Raw genomic sequence first — 17174 nt, 5'->3', positions numbered from 1 at the left:
ATTGCCGATGCAAGCCATAGGGTCTAGGCCCCCCGGATGAACAGGGAAAACGAATCCCTCCTCAAGGAGATGAGGCTGCACTGGTGGCAACGTGCGCCGCGGATCCCCACGCTTGCGTTGTTCGCAGTCGTCGCCCTGGCGCTGATCGGCACCTTCTCGTTGATCATTGCCACGGTCGAAGTTGAACGCACCCAGCGCCAGCAGGCCGCCCGCACCAGCGGCATCATCGCTTCGCTCGACGAGATCGTGCGCGCCACGATGAGCGGCGAGACCGGCCAGCGCGGCTACTTCATCACCAGCGACACCCGCTACCTCGAACCCTACCGCGAAGGCCAGGGCCGCTATGCCGCCGGCATGCGGGCATTGCGCGACCGCATGGGGCCGGACCTGCCGGCAGAGCAGGCGAATCTCGTTGCCGAGATCGCGCGGCTGGGCGATGCCAAGTGGGCCGAGATGGCCGGCGTGGTCGACCTTGTCGAACAACGCCGCATTCCCGACGCCCACGCCCGGCTGCTGTCCGACGAAGGCCAGCTCGCCATGAACGGCTTGCGCAAGGCCGTCGCCCGGCTGGAAGACATCGAGCGGGTGCGTCTGGATCAGGCGGCGCAGCGCGCGGCCAATGCCGAGGCGCGCATCCTGCCTTCGCTGGCCGCGCTGTTCGTGGTGATCGTCTGCGCCTTGGCGCTGGGGCTGTGGCAGGCGATCCGCAAGGCCGAGGCCGAGGCTCTGGCAGAGGGCGCCGCCGCCATTGCCGAAGCGCGCGACCGGGCCGACCTGCTGGCCAAGGAACTCAACCACCGCGTCAAGAACCTGTTTGCGGTGATCCTAGCCATCGTCAAGATGAGCGCGCGGGGCGATGCTGCAGCCGCCCCCGCGGTGGATCGCATCGCGAAGCGCATCCACGCGCTCGTCACCGCGCACGAGGTCACGCAAGGGTCGGGCAAGGACCAGACGGTCGACCTGGCCGAGCTGATCGGCAAGGTCATCGCGCCGTACCGTTCTTCCAGCGAGCGGTGCGAACTCGACGGCGGCACGGTGAACCTGCCGGGTCGGCACGCGGTGCCGCTGGGCCTCGTCCTGCATGAACTGGCGACCAATGCCGTGAAGTACGGCGCCTGGTCCGCTCCCGGCGGCCTGCTGCGCATCCGCTGGGAGAGCGAGGACTCGCGCGCCAAGGTGATCTGGGAAGAGATTGCCGCCGGGGAAGCGGCTGGACCGACAGAGCAAGGCCGCGAAGGCTTCGGCTCAGCCCTGATCCGCTCGTCCGAGCGTCAGCTGGGCGGCACGATCGTCCGCCGCTTCGAAGCACGCGGCATCGTCGTGGAAATGGACTTCACGCTGGAAGGCGGAGAGGCCTGAACCTCTCCGCCCGCGTTGCCGTCAGCCGTGCTTGGATTCGCGCAAGGGTGTGACCATTCCCGGCGTGATGAAGCCAAGCGGCCCCGGATTCATCGCGCGCTTCTTGAGCTCGCCCTTCATCCGGCCGTACTCTTCCTCCATCTGCTCGGTCACCGTCGCGCGTGACGCCTCCAGTGCACCGGCGAAGTCCTCCGCGGTGACCTGATCGACATTGCCGCCCGCACGGCGAATGGCGTTAAGGCCAGCGCGACGCACCACGTCTTCGAGATCGGCACCGGTGAAGCGCTCGGTCTCGCGCGCGATACGACCAAGGTCCACATCGCCAGCCAGCGGCATGTTGCGGGTGTGGATGCCAAGGATGTGCTCACGGCCCTCGACGCTCGGCGTGCCGACATAGATCAGCTCGTCGAAGCGGCCCGGACGCAGGAGCGCCGGATCGACCAGATTCGGGCGGTTGGTCGCGCCGATCAGCACCACCGACTGCAGTTCCTCCAGCCCGTCCATCTCGGCAAGGATGGTGTTGACCACCCGCGCCGTGACGTTCGGTTCGCCCTGCCCGCTGCCGCGCGCGGGAACGAGGCTGTCGATCTCGTCGATGAACACCACGCAAGGTGCGACCTGGCGCGCGCGCGCAAAGAGCCGGGCAATCTGCTGCTCGCTCTCGCCGTACCACTTGGACAGCAGGTCGGACGACTTGATCGCGATGAAGTTGGCCTCTGCTTCCTTCGCCACGGCCTTGGCCAGCAGCGTCTTGCCGGTGCCGGGCGGACCATAGAGCAGGAAGCCCTTGGCCGGACGAATGCCGAGGCGGTGGAAGGCCTCGGGATTCTTGAGCGGCAGTTCGACGCCCTCGCGCAGCTTGTCCTGCGCATCGTCGAGGCCGCCGATGTCGGCCCAACCGATGGTTGGTGCCTGCACCATGACTTCGCGCATCGCCGATGGCTGCACGCGCTTCAATGCCTGCAGGAAGTCGTCGCGCTCCACGCGCAGGTTGTCGAGCACGTCCTGCGGGATCGTCTGCTGCTCGAAATCGAGCTGCGGCATGATCCGGCGCACTGCCTCGATCGCCGCTTCGCGGGCCAGCGCGGCAAGGTCGGCACCGACGAAGCCATGCGTGGTGCGGGCCAGTTCCTGCAAATCGACGTCCTCGGCCAGCGGCATGCCGCGGGTGTGAATGCCGATGATCTCGCGGCGACCGGATTCGTCCGGCACGCCGACGACGATCTCGCGGTCGAACCGGCCGGGCCGGCGCAGCGCTTCGTCGATCGCATCGGGGCGATTGGTCGCCGCGATCACGACAAGGTTGGACCGGCTGTGCAGTCCGTCCATCAGCGTCAGCAACTGCGCAACCAGCCGCTTCTCCGCCTCGCCGTGAACCTCGCTGCGCTTGGGCGCGATCGAATCGATTTCGTCGATGAACACGATCGAGGGCGCGTTGCGGGTCGCTTCCTCGAACACCTCGCGCAGGCGCTTCTCGCTCTCGCCATAGGCCGATCCCATGATTTCGGGGCCGTTGATGGTGAAGAACGAGGCATCGCTTTCATTGGCCACGGCACGCGCCAGCCGCGTCTTGCCGGTCCCCGGCGGGCCGTGCAGCAACACGCCCTTGGGCGGATCGACGCCCAGGCGCGTGAACAGTTCGGGATAGCGCAGCGGCAGTTCGACCATCTCGCGCAGTTGCCGGATGGTATCGCCCATGCCGCCGACGTCGTCATAATTGACGTCGGCACGGCTCGAGCGTGGCTCCTCGTATTCGGGCCGCAGTTCCACCTCGGTGTTCTCGTCGATATGGACCACGCCCTTCGGGCTGGTCGAGACCACGGTCAGGCGGATCTGGGTCAGCGCGAAGGCAGGCGCATTGAGCATCTGGCGCAGCTGTGGCGGCATGTCGGTGCGGTTGACCTGCTGCTGCCCGGCGGTCGCCACGAGATCGCCCGTCACCAGCGGACGCCCGGCAAAGTTGCGCTTCAGCGCCACGGCCGGTCCTTGCAGGCGCAGTTCCTTTTGCGCGGGCGCGAAGACGACGCGCTGCGCAGGCCGCGAATCGATTTTGCGCACTTCCACGTGCTCACCCGAACCGACATCGGCGTTGGCGCGCTGGAGGCCATCGAGGCGGATCAGTTCCAGCCCCTCGTCCTCGGGATAGGGCTGGATCACCCGCGCCGCCGTGGCGCGCTTGCCGACGATCTCGATGACGTCGCCTTCGGTCACGCCCAGCTGCGACATCACATGCCGACTGATGCGGGCAATGCCGTGGCCGCTTTCTTCCTGACGAGCACCCGCAACCTGAAGGCGCACGGTGCGCGCATCGGTCCGGGCTTCGGTTGCCGCATCTGCCATGAGCTTTAAGAAATCCCCTTGAGCTATCGACGGGTTCCGATGTGGGAACCGGCAATCAGGATTTCAAACGCGGGAGGCCTGCGAAGGTTGCGAAGAGCGTCGCTCCGCCCGGAACGCAGGCAAAAAAAGACCCGGCAGTTGCCCGCCGGGTCGGAAAGTTTTGGGAGAGGATGCCTGAAAGGCAGGTTCTGTATGCACTGCACACACATATTGTGCAATTGCGAAATGATCGGGATTGGTTGCATTTTTTGCAATTTATCGCATAAACCGCTGTTTCACAGGGATTTTGCAGTTGTTTCAAGCGTAACGATACCAGGTCGTTCCGTTCGCAATTGTTTGCAGGCATGTCGTGCGACTCGTCGTTGTGCAGCGCACAAGCATGATTTGGATACCATCAGCGCGCGCAGCCACGCTGGGTGTCGTTGCCGAGACGCCGTGTCACGGTGAAGGGATAGACCGTGTCCGACATGCCGTCCGAACAGGACCCTGCACTGACTTCAAGCACCAGCGCCCTCCCCTCGACCTGGCCGGAGAGAATCGCCTTCCCTTCGACATCCTGCCGTTTCACCGGAACGACCAGTCCATCGGGCTGCTCGGGCGTGGACCACGAGAGCTTGTCCACGTCCACCCGCGCAGACCAGAACGGCTCGGTGCCGATGGCGCGAAAAGATGGCGGCACCGGCGCTGGCATCACTGCGGCCGCTTCGGTTGCTACCAGCGCAGGCGGCTCGGCAGGCGGCATGGAATCGGCTTCGACTGCGGCTGCACTTTCCCCCGCCACGCCGGTCGGTCCGGTTGCCGGCTCCGGAGAGCAGGCCGCAAGCGAGACAGTGACCATCAGGGCGAGCGCGGGAAGCGAGCGGATCGTTGTCATTGCCGCATTCTGGCTCGCACCCGGGCTGCGTCGCAACCGGGCCCCAGGCGTCAATGCGCCAGCAGCAGCGGAATCTGCGACCGGTCGAGCATTTCGCGCGACACGCCGCCCATCAGCAGTTCCCGCAGGCGGCTGTGCCCGAACAGGCCCATGACGACGAGGCCGGCGCCGAGACTGCGGGCGCATTCCTCGATCGTGAAGGCGATCGAACCGTTGCGCTCCTGTTCATGCACTTCGGCATGGATTCCGTGGCGCGAGAGATAGCAGGCCGCATCGACCGCCGGGAAGGTATCGTCCTTCTCGCGCACGGTCAGGATATGCACCGACTTCGCCATCGCCAGGAACGGCAAGGCAGCGCGCAGGGCGTTGGCGGATTCATGCCCGCCGTCCCAGGCGATCAGCACCGGTGCCGCGAAATCGAGCATCGGCACGCCGCGTGGCACCGCCAGCACAGGGCTGCGCACGCCAAGAACCAGTTCCTCGACGCTGGGATCGTCCAGCGTGGCCACGATCAGGTCGGCAAAGCGCGCGGCGGCCGCTGCAGCTTCGACCCGGCCGTTGTCGTCTATCGCGACGTCGAAAGCGACGTCCTGCGGAGCCAGCCGGGCATCGAGCTCGCGCGCAAACGCCTCGTCGGCCTCACGCGCTTCGTTGATTGCGGCAGCGGAAATGGCGGCACCGCCGAACGGCTCCCACGCCGCCATTTGCGCGAACGGAGTCGCGATCACGAAGGTGACATGCCCTCCGGTCTTGCGGGCCAGCGCCAGCGCAGTTTCCACGCGGTCGTTCAGGGTTTCGGACTTTTCGACGGGGCAAAGAATGGAGCGCATCGGGATCCTCCTGTCCTTCAATGGGAAAAGTCTGCCTTCGCCGCCGTCAACATACGATGATCCACATCAAAACGGAGGAAAAATCCGATGGCCTTGTCCGATTTCACCGATCGGTTAAGGCTGCGCGCCACACAAAGGGAGGCACGATGGCGTACGCAGCGGTGATTTTCGATTTTGGCGGAGTGATCACCTCCTCCCCGTTCGAGGCGTTCAACCGGCTCGAGGCGGAACGGGGCCTGCCGCAGGACTTCGTCCGTTCCGTCAATGCCCGCAACGGCGATACCAACGCCTGGGCGCTGTTCGAACGCGCCGAGATCGACAGCGCCGAATTCGACCGCCGCTTTGCGCAAGAGGCCCGGGCGCTTGGCCACGAGCTTGATGGCGCGTCGGTCCTGGCCGTCCTTGCCGGCGCGGTGCGTCCGGCGATGGTGTCGGCGCTCGATCGGCTGAAGGCAGAAGGCTACCGGCTTGGTTGCATCACCAACAACGTGCCCGCCGGCCACGGCGCCGGCATGGCCCGCAGCGCCGACGCGCACGACGAGCTCGAACAGATCTTCGCCCGCTTCGAACACGTCATCGAAAGCAGCAAGGCGGGCGTGCGCAAGCCCGATCCGCGCATCTACCTGATGATGTGCGAGACGCTGGGCCTCGCCCCGGCGCAATGCGTCTACCTCGATGACCTCGGCATCAACTGCAAACCGGCCGCCGCGCTGGGGATGCAGGCGATCAAGGTGACCAGCGGCGAACAGGCCCTGGCCGACCTCGGGCAGGTTCTCGGCCTTTCCTTTTGACCTGCATGGCGGCTAGGCTGGAGGCATGACACCCGAAGAGCTCAAGGCCCTTGTCCGCACCGTGCCGGACTTTCCCGCACCCGGCATCCTGTTCCGCGATATCACCACGCTGATCTCGCACGGGACCGGGCTTGCCGCCAGCATCGGCCACCTGGCGCGGATGGCGCAGGACGCCGGTGCCGAGGCGATCGCCGGGATGGAGGCACGCGGATTCATTTTCGGTGCTGCGGTAGCGGCGCATATGGGCCTCGGTTTCGTGCCGGTACGCAAGCCCGGCAAGCTGCCGGTCAAGACCATCGGCATCGACTATGCGCTCGAATACGGGCGCGACCGGCTGGAGATCGATCCTACGGCCATTCCCGCAGGCCAGCGCGTGGTCATCATCGATGACCTGATCGCCACGGGCGGTACTGCCCTTGCGGCAACGGAACTCCTGCGCACGGCAGGCGCGGACGTCACTCACGCGCTGTTCGTGATAGACCTCCCCGACCTCCACGGCGCCGCCCGCCTGCGCGACGCCGGGCTGACGGTAGAGGCGCTGATGGATTTTCCGGGGCACTGAGCTGCCCCGGAAAGGCCTTTACTCCACCAGCATCAGCGCGTCGAGTGCTACCACGCCCTCACCCTTGGGGTGCAGGATCACCGGGTTGAGGTCGATCTCGCGGATCGAGGGTTCGGCGCGCAGGACCTGGCCAACCTTTACGATCAGGGCCGCGAGCGCCGGAACGTCCAGCGCGGGTGAACCGCGATAGCCGCTGAGCAGCGCTGAGCTCTTGAGCTTCATCAGTTCGGCCTCGACCGCAGCCTGCGTCAGGTCTGCAGTCAGCAGGCGCACGTCCTGCAGGATCTCCGCGGTCACGCCGCCGAAACCTGCGAGCACGACCGGACCCCATTCGGGATCGTTCTTGGCACCGACGATCATCTCCATGCCGCGCTTGCCCATCGCTTCGATCAACACGCCATCCAAGCGGATTGACGCGGAGTAGGCTGCGACGTTGGCATGGATGCGGTCCCACGCCTCGCGCACGGCAGCGGCATCGACAAGGTTGAGAATCACGCCGCCGGCATCGCTCTTGTGCCCAAGCGCTGCGGCCTGCGCCTTCATCGCCACCGGATAGCCGACGGCATCGGCAGCCGCTACCGCGGCATCGGCGCTGTCGGCAAAGCCGCCCTTGGGGAAGCTCACGCCCAGCGGGCCGAGCAGTTCCTTCGACTTGTATTCCGGGATCACGCCGTGGACATCGGCAAGGCCGGGCAGCGGTGTTGCCGGAAGGTCGTTGGCGGAAAGGTCCTGAGCGGACCAGTGCGTCAGCCGGGTCACGGCACGCAGTGCGCGTTCGGTGGTGGGGAACCACGGAATGCCGGCCGCCCGCAGCGCGGCGATGCGCTCGGCCGGAACCTCGGCGCCTTCGTCGAGCCCGGCGAAGATCACCGGCTTGGTGAGCGTCTTGCCTTCCACAGCGGCGAGGATCGGCGGGAACTTGATCTTGCAGGTGATCGGTTCGGCCTGGATGATCCCGGCGAAGACCGTGCCGACGCGGTCGTCGTCCAGCAGGGCCTCGACGCAGCGGGTGTAGATAGCCGGCTCGGACAGACCCTGCGCGGTGATGTCGAGCGGATTGGACACCGGCACGAACGGCGGCAGGGCCGCGCGCAGCAGTGGCGAATCCTCGTCGTGCAGATCGGCCAGCGGAAGGTCGAGCTCTTCGGCGAGGTCGAGCGTCAGCGCCTTGAAGGCCCCGGATTCGCCCAGCACCGCGGTCTTGCCCGAAGGCAGCGCCGGACAGCGCACCGCGATCTCGGCAATGTCGCCCAGTTCTTCCAGCGTTTCGGCAAAGATCACGCCGGCACGTGCCACCATGGCCCGCATCAGCTTGTAGTCGCCCGCCATTGCGCCGGTGTGCGTCGCTGCGGATTCGCGCGCCGCGCTCGATTTGCCGGGGTGCAGCAGGACCACCGGCTTGCCGGCCGCCTTCGCCCGCCGCGCCGCAGCGAGGAACGCCTGCGGCTTGCGGAACTGTTCGACGATCATCGCGATCACTTGCGTATCGTCCTGGTCGACCAGCCAATCGACATAGTCCTCGACCCCGCTGGCTGCCTCGTTCCCGGTCGAGACCGAGTAGGAGACGCCGGCATCGCGGGCGAGCAGCATCGTGCCGAGCACCGCCGCCATCGCGCCCGATTGCGAAACGATGCCGATCGCCCGCTTGCCGGCAGGGGGCACCGCATTGGTTTCCACGAAGGTCAGCGGAATGCGATCGACATAGTTGACCAGGCCAAGGCAGTTCGGCCCTTCGACCACCATGCCCGCTTCATGCGCGATGCGCGCGATCTCGCGCTGTTCGGCCAGGCCTTCCTCGCCGCCCTCGGCAAAGCCGGCCGAGAAGATCACCACGCCGCCGCACTTGCGCTCCGCCAGGCCCTTCACAGCATCCAGCACGCCGGCGCGCGGGATCGCCAGCACGGCCACGTCCACACCTTGGGGAAGCGCGTCGACCGAGGCAAAGCAGGGCTTGCCCATGATCTCGTCACGCTTGGGGTTCACTGGATAGACGGCACCGGCATAGCCGTTGCGATCGAGATTGGTCAGCAGCGTTGCACCAAGCGCGCCGGGCTTGTCCGATGCGCCGACGACGGCGACGGACTTCGGGCGCAGGAAACGATCAAGCGCAGCGTGGGACAGACTCGCAACAACGGCCATGGCATCCTCCGATTTCGCTATGCGCTATAACAATTATCGGAAGGACGGCAAGTGGGCGTTGTGGTCAGGCCTGCACGACCCTTTGGTGCAGGACACCGAACGGTGCGCGGCCCGAAGCATCGACCGCTTCCATCCGCACCGTATCGCCAAAGGCCATGAATGCGGTCCTGGGTTCGCCTTCGTCCAGCACTTCGATTCCGCGCCGCTCGGCAATGCAGGACGAGCCGATCTCGCGGAAGTTTTCGTTGGAGACCGTACCCGATCCGATCACCGTGCCCGCCACCAGATCGCGCGTGCGCGCGGCGTGGGCGACGAGTTCGTGGAAGCCAAAGCCCATCGCATGGCCATTGGCGGCGCCGAAGCGCTTCCCGTTCCAGTCGACCAGCAGGTCGAGGCAGACGCGTCCATCCCTCCACGCATCGCCGAGTTCATCGGGCGTCACGGCGAAGGGCGCCATTGCGCAGGCTGGCTTGGCACCGACCCAGCCGAAGCCGGTCTTCATTTCCGGCCCCGCGAGCGTGCGCAGCGACCAGTCGTTGATCTGAACGACAAGCCGGATGTGCTGCATCGCCTCGGCAGCGCCTGTCCCCATCGGCACGGCATCGACAATTACCCCGAACTCGCCCTCGAAATCGATGCCGAGGTCGGTCGAAGGGAAGCGCGCTTCGGTCCCTGTCGCCATGAAGGTATCGGACATGCCCTGGTACATCAGCGGCACGTCGGTCTTGGGCTTGGTGATCCCCAGCACCGCGTCCATCAGGTCCCCATGGCTCTGGAAGGCTGAACCATCCAGCCACTGCCAGGCACGGGGCAACGGTGCGAGCAGCCTTGCATCATCAAGCGCTTCGGGAAACGCGGCGATGGCCTGCAATGCCGGCGAGAACGCCTCCCAGCCCTCGACCAGTTCCTGCAAGGTCGCGGCCGGAGCATAGGCGAAGGCATCGCCTTGCGGCGAGACCACGATCAGCCGCCCGTCGCGAGTACCGTTGTCGATTGTGGCGAGGCGCATGTCATTCTCCCGATGCTGTCTTGCCCCGACGCCTAGTCCGCGCCGGGCGAGACAGCAAAGGAATGGTATTTATTGCCCGGCATAAACGCCGTGAATGAAACGTGAGCCTTCGCGTGCGCAGTCTCGCCCTGGGCTACCCCTCAAGCGCTGGCAAACCAGATCACGTGCTTTGCACCCTTGCCATTGGTGCGGGCGCGCACTTCCACTTCATCGACGTTGAATCCTGCTGCCTTGAGGCGCTGGGTGAAATTGGCATCCCTTGCCGCAGACCAGATCGCCAGCACGCCGCCGGGGCGCAGTGCATCCATCGCCGTGCGCAGCCCCCGCATCGTGTAAAGCCGGTTGTTGCCCGCCCGCACCAGCCCATCAGGTCCGTTGTCGACATCGAGCAGGATGGCATCGTACCCGGTCCCGCCCACCGACAGCGCATTGGCCGAGATCACGTCGGCCACGTCGGTCATCACCAGCCGCACGCGCGGATCGCCGAGGCAGCCTGCTTCCAGTTCCGCCATCGGCCCCTTGGCCCACTGGATGATTTCGGGCACCAGTTCGGCCACGGTCACGTGCGCGTCGGCCGGAAGCTTCTCCAGCGCGGCGCGAAGGGTGAAGCCCATGCCATAGCCGCCGATCAGCATCGCCGGCCGCTGCGCCTTGGCAATCCGGGCGATGCTTTGCGTGGCGAGTGCAATCTCCGAACCGTTCTGCCGCGTACTCATCAATTCGTTGTGGCCGAGCACGATCATGAAATCGCGGTCGTGCCTGTAGAGCTTCAGCTCTACACCATCGGGCACTCGAGCCGTGCCGAGAAGTTCGCGTGCTATCATCTCTGAAGCCCTAGTCTGCGGGAACCGCAGCCACAAGGCGCACGTTGCCTCAACCGACGGATTCGGAGACAAGACGATGCGCAAGATGATGCTCATGGCCGGTATCGCCGCTTTCGCGGCCAGTGCCCCGGCCCTCGCCCAAGGCAATGGGAACGGCAACGGAAACGGCCACAGCAAGGGCGGCGGCGGCCCGGCCAAGGCTGAGAAAATGGATCGCGGCGGCCAGAAAGGCCCCGAAAAGGCCAAGGGTCCTGACAAGGCAAAGGGCCCTGACAAGCGCGCCGAAATGCGCCCGGAAAAGTCCCGCGGCAACGACGCGCGGCAAATGCCCCAGCAGGCCATGCGCGGCAACAATGACAAGGACCCCGGGAAGGACTGGGACCGCGACAACGGTGCGAAGGCTTTCGATAAGGTCGAACGCCAAGCCAACCGTGGCGGCGACGGCCGCGTTGACCGAGGGGACGACCGCAACGTCATCCGCGTGGCAAGCCGCCAATGGCAGGACGGCCGCTATCGTTACGACGACCGCCGCTTCCTGATTCCGGTCGCGAGCGATTGCCCTCCCGGCCTTGCCAAGAAGAACAACGGCTGCCTGCCGCCGGGCCAGGCCCGCCAGATCCGGGACTCGCGCAGTTGGGGTGACTGGTACCCGGTGCGTTACCTCGGCAACAACTATGACTGGCGCTACGGCAACGGCTACATGTACCGCGTCGGCAATGGCGGGCTGGTCTCGGGTATCGTGCCCCTGCTTGGCGGTGCGCTGTTCGGCGGGCAGGTCTGGCCGACGCAGTATAGCGACTACGCCGTACCCAGCTATTACGACCGCTATTATGGCTTCCGCGATGGCTATGACTATCGTTACGCACAGAACGCCATCTTCGAGGTCAATCCGCAGTCCAACGTGATCGAGGGCATTGCCGCGCTGCTGACGGGTGATCCGTGGGTAGTGGGCCAGCCGATGCCGGCCGGCTACGGCTTCTATAACGTCCCCCCTGACTGGCGCGGCCGCTACGCCGACACGCCCGACAGCTGGTACCGCTATAGCGACGGCTACGTCTACGAAGTCGACCCGACCACCCAGCTGGTCCGCGCCGTGATCGAACTGATCGCCTGACCTGCACTCGAAGACACGAAGGGGATTTCCATGGTGCGCCATACGATGATGGGGACTGTGCTGGTAGCAGCGCTCGCCCTTGCCGGCTGCGGAAAGAGCGATGTGCCAGATGCCAAGAGCAGCGGCGCAGTCGCCGAGGCGTCGAGCAAGGACCTGTTCGACGCTCTCGACGACAGCAGCGATCTTTCGGAATCGGCCCGGCTGATCAAGGCGGCGGGGCTCGAGAAGACATTCGAGGGCGTCGGCAGCTACACCCTGTTCGCGCCGACCAACGAAGCGATCAAGGCCTTGCCCGAAGCCGATCGCAAGGCGCTGGAAAGCGAGGACGGCAAGGTGCAACTCCTCGCTCTCGTCAGCCAGCACCTCTCGCCGGGCTACGTCGCGCGGGCCGATCTGGAGCAGGGTATCGAGCGCGCCAACGGCACGGTGCGCCTCGCCAGTCTCGGCGGGCAGCCTCTCACGCTCACCCGCAGCGGCGACACCATTCGCCTCGGCAGCGGAGACGACGCGCCGAGACTGGTTGGCGAACCGATCGTCGCCCGCAACGGCGTGATCTATCCGATCGACCGCGTCCTGCCCGCGCCACAGTAACGGCCTTGGCCGATGATTCCGCTGTGAAAGGATCGGGCAAGAATTGCAGCAAGGTGGTGCAACCGGACTCGCAAATCCCGGTTGCGCCCCTTAACTGATCGGTTAAGCTTCCTCGCAAATGGCGGCCTGAGTCCGCCAATTGCGAGAGGACAAGGCCGGTGCATTTCCACCCCAAGTATCATGCCGCCCGCAATCCCGATCGCGCCGCTGTGATCATGGGCGGCAGCGGCGAGGTGGTCACCTATGCGCAGCTCGAGGCCAAATCGAACCAGTTCGCGCAGCTGCTGCGCTCGCACGGGCTCCAGATCGGCGATACGATCGCACTGTGCCTTGAAAATCGGGCCGATTTCTTCGCTCTGGCCTGGGGCGCGCAGCGGGCTGGCCTCGTCTACGTCGCCGTCTCGTGCCGCCTCGCCGCGCCCGAGATTGCCTATATCGCGCAGGACAGTGGCAGCCGCCTGCTGATCGGTTCGGCATACACCGCCCCGGTGCTCGACGAAGTGGCAAAGCTGGCCCCTGGGGTGCCGCAATTGCGCTTCGATACCGAAGGCCCCCTTTCACTCGACGCCGCGCTGGCGGCGCAGCCTGCCACGCCCATCGCGGACGAGCGCGCCGGCTGCGACATGCTCTATTCCTCGGGCACCACGGGCAAGCCCAAGGGCGTGCGCATTCCGCTTCCCGAAGACCCCGAGATCGGCGCGGTTAATTCGCTGATCGGCATTGCGAACCAGGCCTTCGGCATCACCGGCGATGCGGTCTATCTCTCGCCCGCTCCGCTCTACCACGCCGCACCATTGCGCTGGTCGATGACCATTCACCGCATGGGCGGCACCGTGGTCGCGATGGAGAAGTTCGATCCCGAGTATGCCCTCGAACTGATCGAGAAGTACAAGGTCACCGACAGCCAGTGGGTGCCGACGCACTTCGTGCGCATGCTCAAGCTGCCCGATGACGTCCGCACGAAGTACGATATCTCCAGCCTCAAGTGCGCGATCCATGCCGCTGCGCCCTGCCCGGTGCCGGTAAAGCAGGCGATGATCGCGTGGTGGGGGCCGGCCTTGCGCGAATACTACGCCGGCACCGAAGGCAACGGCTTCACCTTCATCGCCAGCGAGGACTGGCTGCAGCGTCCCGGCTCGGTCGGTCGCGCGATTCTTGGCACGATCCGCATCTGCAACGAGGAGGGCGACGAGGTTCCGCCGCGCACCGAAGGCCAGGTGTTCTTCGAAGGCGGCAATGCCTTTACCTACCACAACGACCCCGACAAGACGCGCGACGCCACCAACAAGCACGGCTGGACCAGCCTTGGCGATGTGGGCTGGGTCGACGAGGACGGCTACCTCTTCCTGACCGACCGCAAGAGCTTCATGATCATTTCGGGTGGAGTGAACATCTACCCGCAGGAGATCGAGAACCTGCTCGTCACCCATCCCAAGGTGGCCGACGTCGCCGTGATCGGCGCGCCCGATCCCGACATGGGCGAGAAAGTCGTTGCGGTCGTCCAGCCGCGCGACATGGCCGAGGCTGGTCCGGCACTTGCAGCCGAGCTGACCGAGTGGCTGAACCCGCAGCTTTCGCGCGTGAAGATGCCGCGCCAGATCGACTTCCGCGAGGAGCTGCCCCGCGAACCCACCGGCAAGCTGTTCAAGCGCCTGCTCCGCGACGAATACAAGCAGGCCTACGAAGCCGCGCAAGCGGCCACGGTCTGAGGGAGGACAGGACAATGGCAAGCGTTCCAGTGGTTCCGGCCGAAGTGGGCCGCGCCGTCATCGACCCCAAGTCCTACGGCACGTGGGACCCGTTGCTCGACCAGTTCGATGCCCTTCGCGCCAAGGCGCCCGTGGCCCGGGTCGTCGCGCCCCAAGACGAGCACGAGCCGTTCTGGCTGGTTTCGGGCTTCGACGAAGTGATGAAGGTCAGCAAGGACAATGCGACTTTCCTCAACCGGCCCAAGTCGGCCGTCTTCACCCTGCGCGTCGGAGACATGCTGGCCCGCTCGATCACCGGCGGGAGCCCGCATCTGGTGGATTCGCTCGTCGCCATGGACGCGCCCAAGCACCCGAAGCTGCGCCGCCTGACGCAGGACTGGTTCATGCCCAAGAACCTGTCGAAGCTTGATGGCGAGATCCGCAAGATCGCCAACGAATCGATCGACCGGATGCTGGCGGCGGGCGAGGAAGGCGATTTCATCCCGCTGGTCGCTGCGCCCTATCCGCTCCACGTTGTCATGCAGATCCTCGGCGTGCCGCCGGAGGACGAGCCGAAGATGCTGTTCCTGACCCAGCAGATGTTCGGCGGGCAGGACGAGGACATGAACAAGTCCGGCATCAAGGACCTGCCGCCCGAACAGATTTCGCAGATCGTCGCCGGCGCCGTGGCCGAGTTCGAGCGCTACTTTGCCGGGCTTGCTGCCGAGCGCCGCCGGAACCCCGGGGAGGACGTTGCCACCGTGATCGCCAATGCCGTGATCGATGGCGAACCGATGAGCGATCGCGATACGGCGGGCTATTACATCATCGTCGCCAGCGCCGGGCACGACACCACCTCGGCCTCCTCTGCAGGAGCCGTGCTTGCCCTTGCCCGCGACCCTGACCTGTTTGCCCGCGCCAAGGCCGACCGCAGCCTGCTGCCGGGCATCGTGGAAGAGGCGATCCGCTGGACTACGCCAGTGCAGCACTTCATGCGCACCGCCGCACGCGACACCGAACTTGGCGGCCAGCAGATCGCCGAAGGTGACTGGCTGATGCTGAACTACGTCGCGGCCAATCACGACCCCGCCCAGTTCCCGGAACCGCGCAAGTTCGACGCGACGCGCCCGGCCAACCGGCACGCTGCGTTCGGTGCGGGGTCCCACCAGTGCCTCGGCCTGCACCTCGCCCGCCTGGAAATGCGCATCCTGCTCGATGTGCTGCTCGACCGGGTGGAGAGCCTCGAACTGGCGGGAAGCCCGCGCCGCGTGAATTCAACCTTCGTCGGCGGGTTCAAGGCGCTGCCGCTGCGCTGGAAGGCGGCGTAACCGGGGTGACAACCGGCAGCACCGGCCTCACAATGGGCTGGTGCTGCACTTCCTTCCCGGCCCGCTCCACCGCACCCTGCTGCGCACTGCCCATGCCGCGCGGCTGTGGTACTGGCGCATCACGCGCAAGCGCGTGCGCGGCTGCAACGTGATCGCCGTCAATGCCGCAGGCGAAGTGCTGCTCGTCCGGCACAGCTACCACGCGCGCGACACGTGGATGCTGCCAGGCGGAGGGCTGGGCCGTGACGAGCGCCCGGAAGTGACAGCCTCACGCGAACTGTTGGAGGAGACCGGCTGCATCCTTGATGCGCCGCGTCACCTTGGCACGGTGGTGCTGGACCGCAAGGGCTGGACCAATGCGATCGAACTCGTCGTTGGGACGACAGGGGACTTGCCCGCCGCCGATGGCCGCGAGATCGAGGAAGCACGCTTCTTTGCGGCCGAGGCGCTCCCGGCAAACACCAGCGGCCCGGTGCGAGAGATGGTTGCGCGCTGGCTGGCCGATCAGAACGGCAGTTCGGCCTGAAGCACCGTCGCTGCGGCGCCCTCGTCGCCGTCCTCGGCCTCTTCGCCTTCCAGCGCCGAGAGCGTCAGCCCCATCAGGCGGATCGGCCTGGGGAGCGGCAATTGCGCATCGAGCAGGTCGCGGGCGAGTGCGGCAAACTCCTCCTTCCCTGCGATCGGGCGCGGCAGGGACCTGGCGCGCGTGCAGGGGGTGAAATCGTTGAACTTCATCTTGATCGTTATCGTTCGCCCGGTTGCCCCGCTGCGCGCGATCCGCTCCCACACGATCTCGATGATCCGCTCCAGTGTCTCGCGCAGCGCGGGGCCGGAGGAGATGTCCCGCTCGAACGTCCGCTCGCCGCCGACCGACTTGCGCGGCCGGTCTGCCTTGACCTGCCTGAGGTCGATCCCCCGTGCCGCGCGATAGAGATAGTCTGCCGAACTCCCGAAGTTGGCGCGCAGGAAAGCCAGGTCCTTGGCCCTCAAGTCAGCGCCGGTCTCTATGCCCAGCCTGGCCATCTTCTCAGCGCCGCGCGGGCCGATGCCATGGAAGCGCCGCACCGGAAGCGAGCCGACGAACTGCGCCCCTTCGCCCGGACGGATCACGCAGAGGCCATCCGGCTTGTTCTGGTCGCTGGCGAGCTTGGCGAGGAACTTGTTATAGGACACCCCGGCGCTTGCCGTAAGGCCGGTCTCGGCCCTGATGCGCTGGCGGATCAGCTCGGCGATACGCGTGGCCGAACCGATCCCGCGCACGTCGTCGGTCACGTCGAGGTAGGCCTCATCCAGCGAGAGCGGCTCGACGTGCGGCGTGAAGTGCAGGAAAACGCTGCGGATCTGCTGCGACACCGCCTTGTAGACATCGAAGCGCGGTTTCCTGAAGATCAGGTCCGGACACAATTGCACCGCACGGGCCGAGGGCATGGCCGAACGCACCCCGAACTTGCGCGCCTCGTAACTCGCCGCAGCCACCACGCCGCGCCCCGATGATCCGCCGACCGCCACGGGCAGGCCCCGGATCGAGGGATCGTCGCGCTGCTCGACGCTGGCGAAGAAGGCGTCCATGTCGACATGGATGATCTTGCGCAAGGCAATCGCCTGACGGTCAGGCTCGTCCTGGTCTCGCGCAAATTCCATGTGCCCACGATACTCCGTTTCGCATTGCAACATAAACCCGGTTTTGGGGGATGGGATTTGAAGCCATTCTCGTTCAAAGGGTGA

At 65.9% G+C, this 17174-nt stretch carries 15 protein-coding genes; 8 read left to right on the top strand and 7 right to left on the bottom strand.

Features of this window, described 5'->3' with window-relative positions; genetic code table 11:
* The first annotated feature begins 36 nt into the window (after positions 1-36).
* On the top strand, positions 37-1359 hold the full coding sequence (locus NJ75_RS16475; RefSeq protein WP_052242581.1) for a sensor histidine kinase: 1323 nt from the start codon (positions 37-39) through the stop codon (positions 1357-1359).
* A 21-nt stretch (positions 1360-1380) separates the two neighbouring features.
* On the opposite strand, the gene NJ75_RS16470 is transcribed toward NJ75_RS16475, so the two are convergent.
* The 3 genes from NJ75_RS16470 to NJ75_RS16460 all read right to left on the bottom strand — a co-directional run bounded on the left by NJ75_RS16470 (position 1381) and on the right by NJ75_RS16460 (position 5403).
* Positions 1381-3699 carry a CDC48 family AAA ATPase gene (locus tag NJ75_RS16470; RefSeq protein ID WP_039336436.1) on the bottom strand — a complete coding sequence of 773 codons (2319 nt, stop codon included), beginning with the start codon at positions 3697-3699 and terminating at the stop codon, positions 1381-1383.
* A 394-nt stretch (positions 3700-4093) separates the two neighbouring features.
* The gene (locus tag NJ75_RS23425) at positions 4094-4573 is read right to left on the bottom strand and encodes a COG3650 family protein (protein WP_052242580.1); all 480 of its coding nucleotides are present in this window, start codon (positions 4571-4573) and stop codon (positions 4094-4096) included.
* Positions 4574-4623: 50 nt separating this feature from the next.
* Positions 4624-5403 carry a universal stress protein gene (locus NJ75_RS16460; protein WP_039336435.1) on the bottom strand — a complete coding sequence of 260 codons (780 nt, stop codon included), beginning with the start codon at positions 5401-5403 and terminating at the stop codon, positions 4624-4626.
* A gap of 146 nt (positions 5404-5549) precedes the next feature.
* Here NJ75_RS16460 and NJ75_RS16455 point away from each other — a divergent pair, with 146 nt between their 5' ends.
* Both NJ75_RS16455 and NJ75_RS16450 read left to right on the top strand, forming a co-directional pair.
* On the top strand, positions 5550-6194 hold the full coding sequence (locus NJ75_RS16455) for an HAD-IA family hydrolase (RefSeq protein ID WP_039336509.1): 645 nt from the start codon (positions 5550-5552) through the stop codon (positions 6192-6194).
* 25 nt (positions 6195-6219) lie between these two features.
* Entirely contained in the window at positions 6220-6756 is a 537-nt protein-coding gene (locus NJ75_RS16450; protein ID WP_039336433.1) for an adenine phosphoribosyltransferase, read from the top strand.
* Between the two features lie 18 nt (positions 6757-6774).
* Here the strand turns inward: NJ75_RS16450 and NJ75_RS16445 are convergent, their stop codons facing one another.
* The 3 genes from NJ75_RS16445 to NJ75_RS16435 form a co-directional block, all read right to left on the bottom strand.
* The gene (locus NJ75_RS16445; RefSeq protein WP_039336431.1) at positions 6775-8895 is read right to left on the bottom strand and encodes an acetate--CoA ligase family protein; all 2121 of its coding nucleotides are present in this window, start codon (positions 8893-8895) and stop codon (positions 6775-6777) included.
* Between the two features lie 64 nt (positions 8896-8959).
* On the bottom strand, positions 8960-9904 hold the full coding sequence (locus NJ75_RS16440; RefSeq protein ID WP_039336429.1) for a fumarylacetoacetate hydrolase family protein: 945 nt from the start codon (positions 9902-9904) through the stop codon (positions 8960-8962).
* A gap of 140 nt (positions 9905-10044) precedes the next feature.
* Positions 10045-10728, bottom strand: coding sequence for a spermidine synthase family protein (locus tag NJ75_RS16435; RefSeq protein ID WP_039336427.1), 684 nt, complete (start codon positions 10726-10728; stop codon positions 10045-10047).
* Positions 10729-10804: 76 nt separating this feature from the next.
* Between NJ75_RS16435 and NJ75_RS16430 the strand changes: the two genes are divergently transcribed.
* The 5 genes from NJ75_RS16430 to NJ75_RS16410 all read left to right on the top strand — a co-directional run bounded on the left by NJ75_RS16430 (position 10805) and on the right by NJ75_RS16410 (position 15975).
* Entirely contained in the window at positions 10805-11842 is a 1038-nt protein-coding gene (locus tag NJ75_RS16430; RefSeq protein WP_039336425.1) for a hypothetical protein, read from the top strand.
* Positions 11843-11887: 45 nt separating this feature from the next.
* On the top strand, positions 11888-12433 hold the full coding sequence (locus tag NJ75_RS16425; RefSeq protein ID WP_169745736.1) for a fasciclin domain-containing protein: 546 nt from the start codon (positions 11888-11890) through the stop codon (positions 12431-12433).
* Positions 12434-12591: 158 nt separating this feature from the next.
* Positions 12592-14142 carry an acyl-CoA synthetase gene (locus tag NJ75_RS16420; RefSeq protein WP_039336422.1) on the top strand — a complete coding sequence of 517 codons (1551 nt, stop codon included), beginning with the start codon at positions 12592-12594 and terminating at the stop codon, positions 14140-14142.
* Positions 14143-14156: 14 nt separating this feature from the next.
* Positions 14157-15449 (top strand): cytochrome P450, encoded by a 1293-nt coding sequence (locus tag NJ75_RS16415; protein WP_039336420.1) that lies wholly within the window; start codon positions 14157-14159, stop codon positions 15447-15449.
* Positions 15450-15489: 40 nt separating this feature from the next.
* On the top strand, positions 15490-15975 hold the full coding sequence (locus NJ75_RS16410) for an NUDIX domain-containing protein (protein WP_052242579.1): 486 nt from the start codon (positions 15490-15492) through the stop codon (positions 15973-15975).
* Here the strand turns inward: NJ75_RS16410 and dinB are convergent.
* Positions 15954-17090 (bottom strand): DNA polymerase IV, encoded by a 1137-nt coding sequence (dinB, locus tag NJ75_RS16405; protein ID WP_039336419.1) that lies wholly within the window; start codon positions 17088-17090, stop codon positions 15954-15956. The genes NJ75_RS16410 and dinB overlap by 22 nt on opposite strands.
* Positions 17091-17174: the final 84 nt, after the last annotated feature.

This window comes from Novosphingobium subterraneum, assembly GCF_000807925.1.
GTDB classification, from domain to species: domain Bacteria; phylum Pseudomonadota; class Alphaproteobacteria; order Sphingomonadales; family Sphingomonadaceae; genus Novosphingobium; species Novosphingobium subterraneum.
The sequence above is the reverse complement of the archived record's forward strand: the minus strand, read 5'-3'. Positions and strand labels throughout refer to the sequence as shown.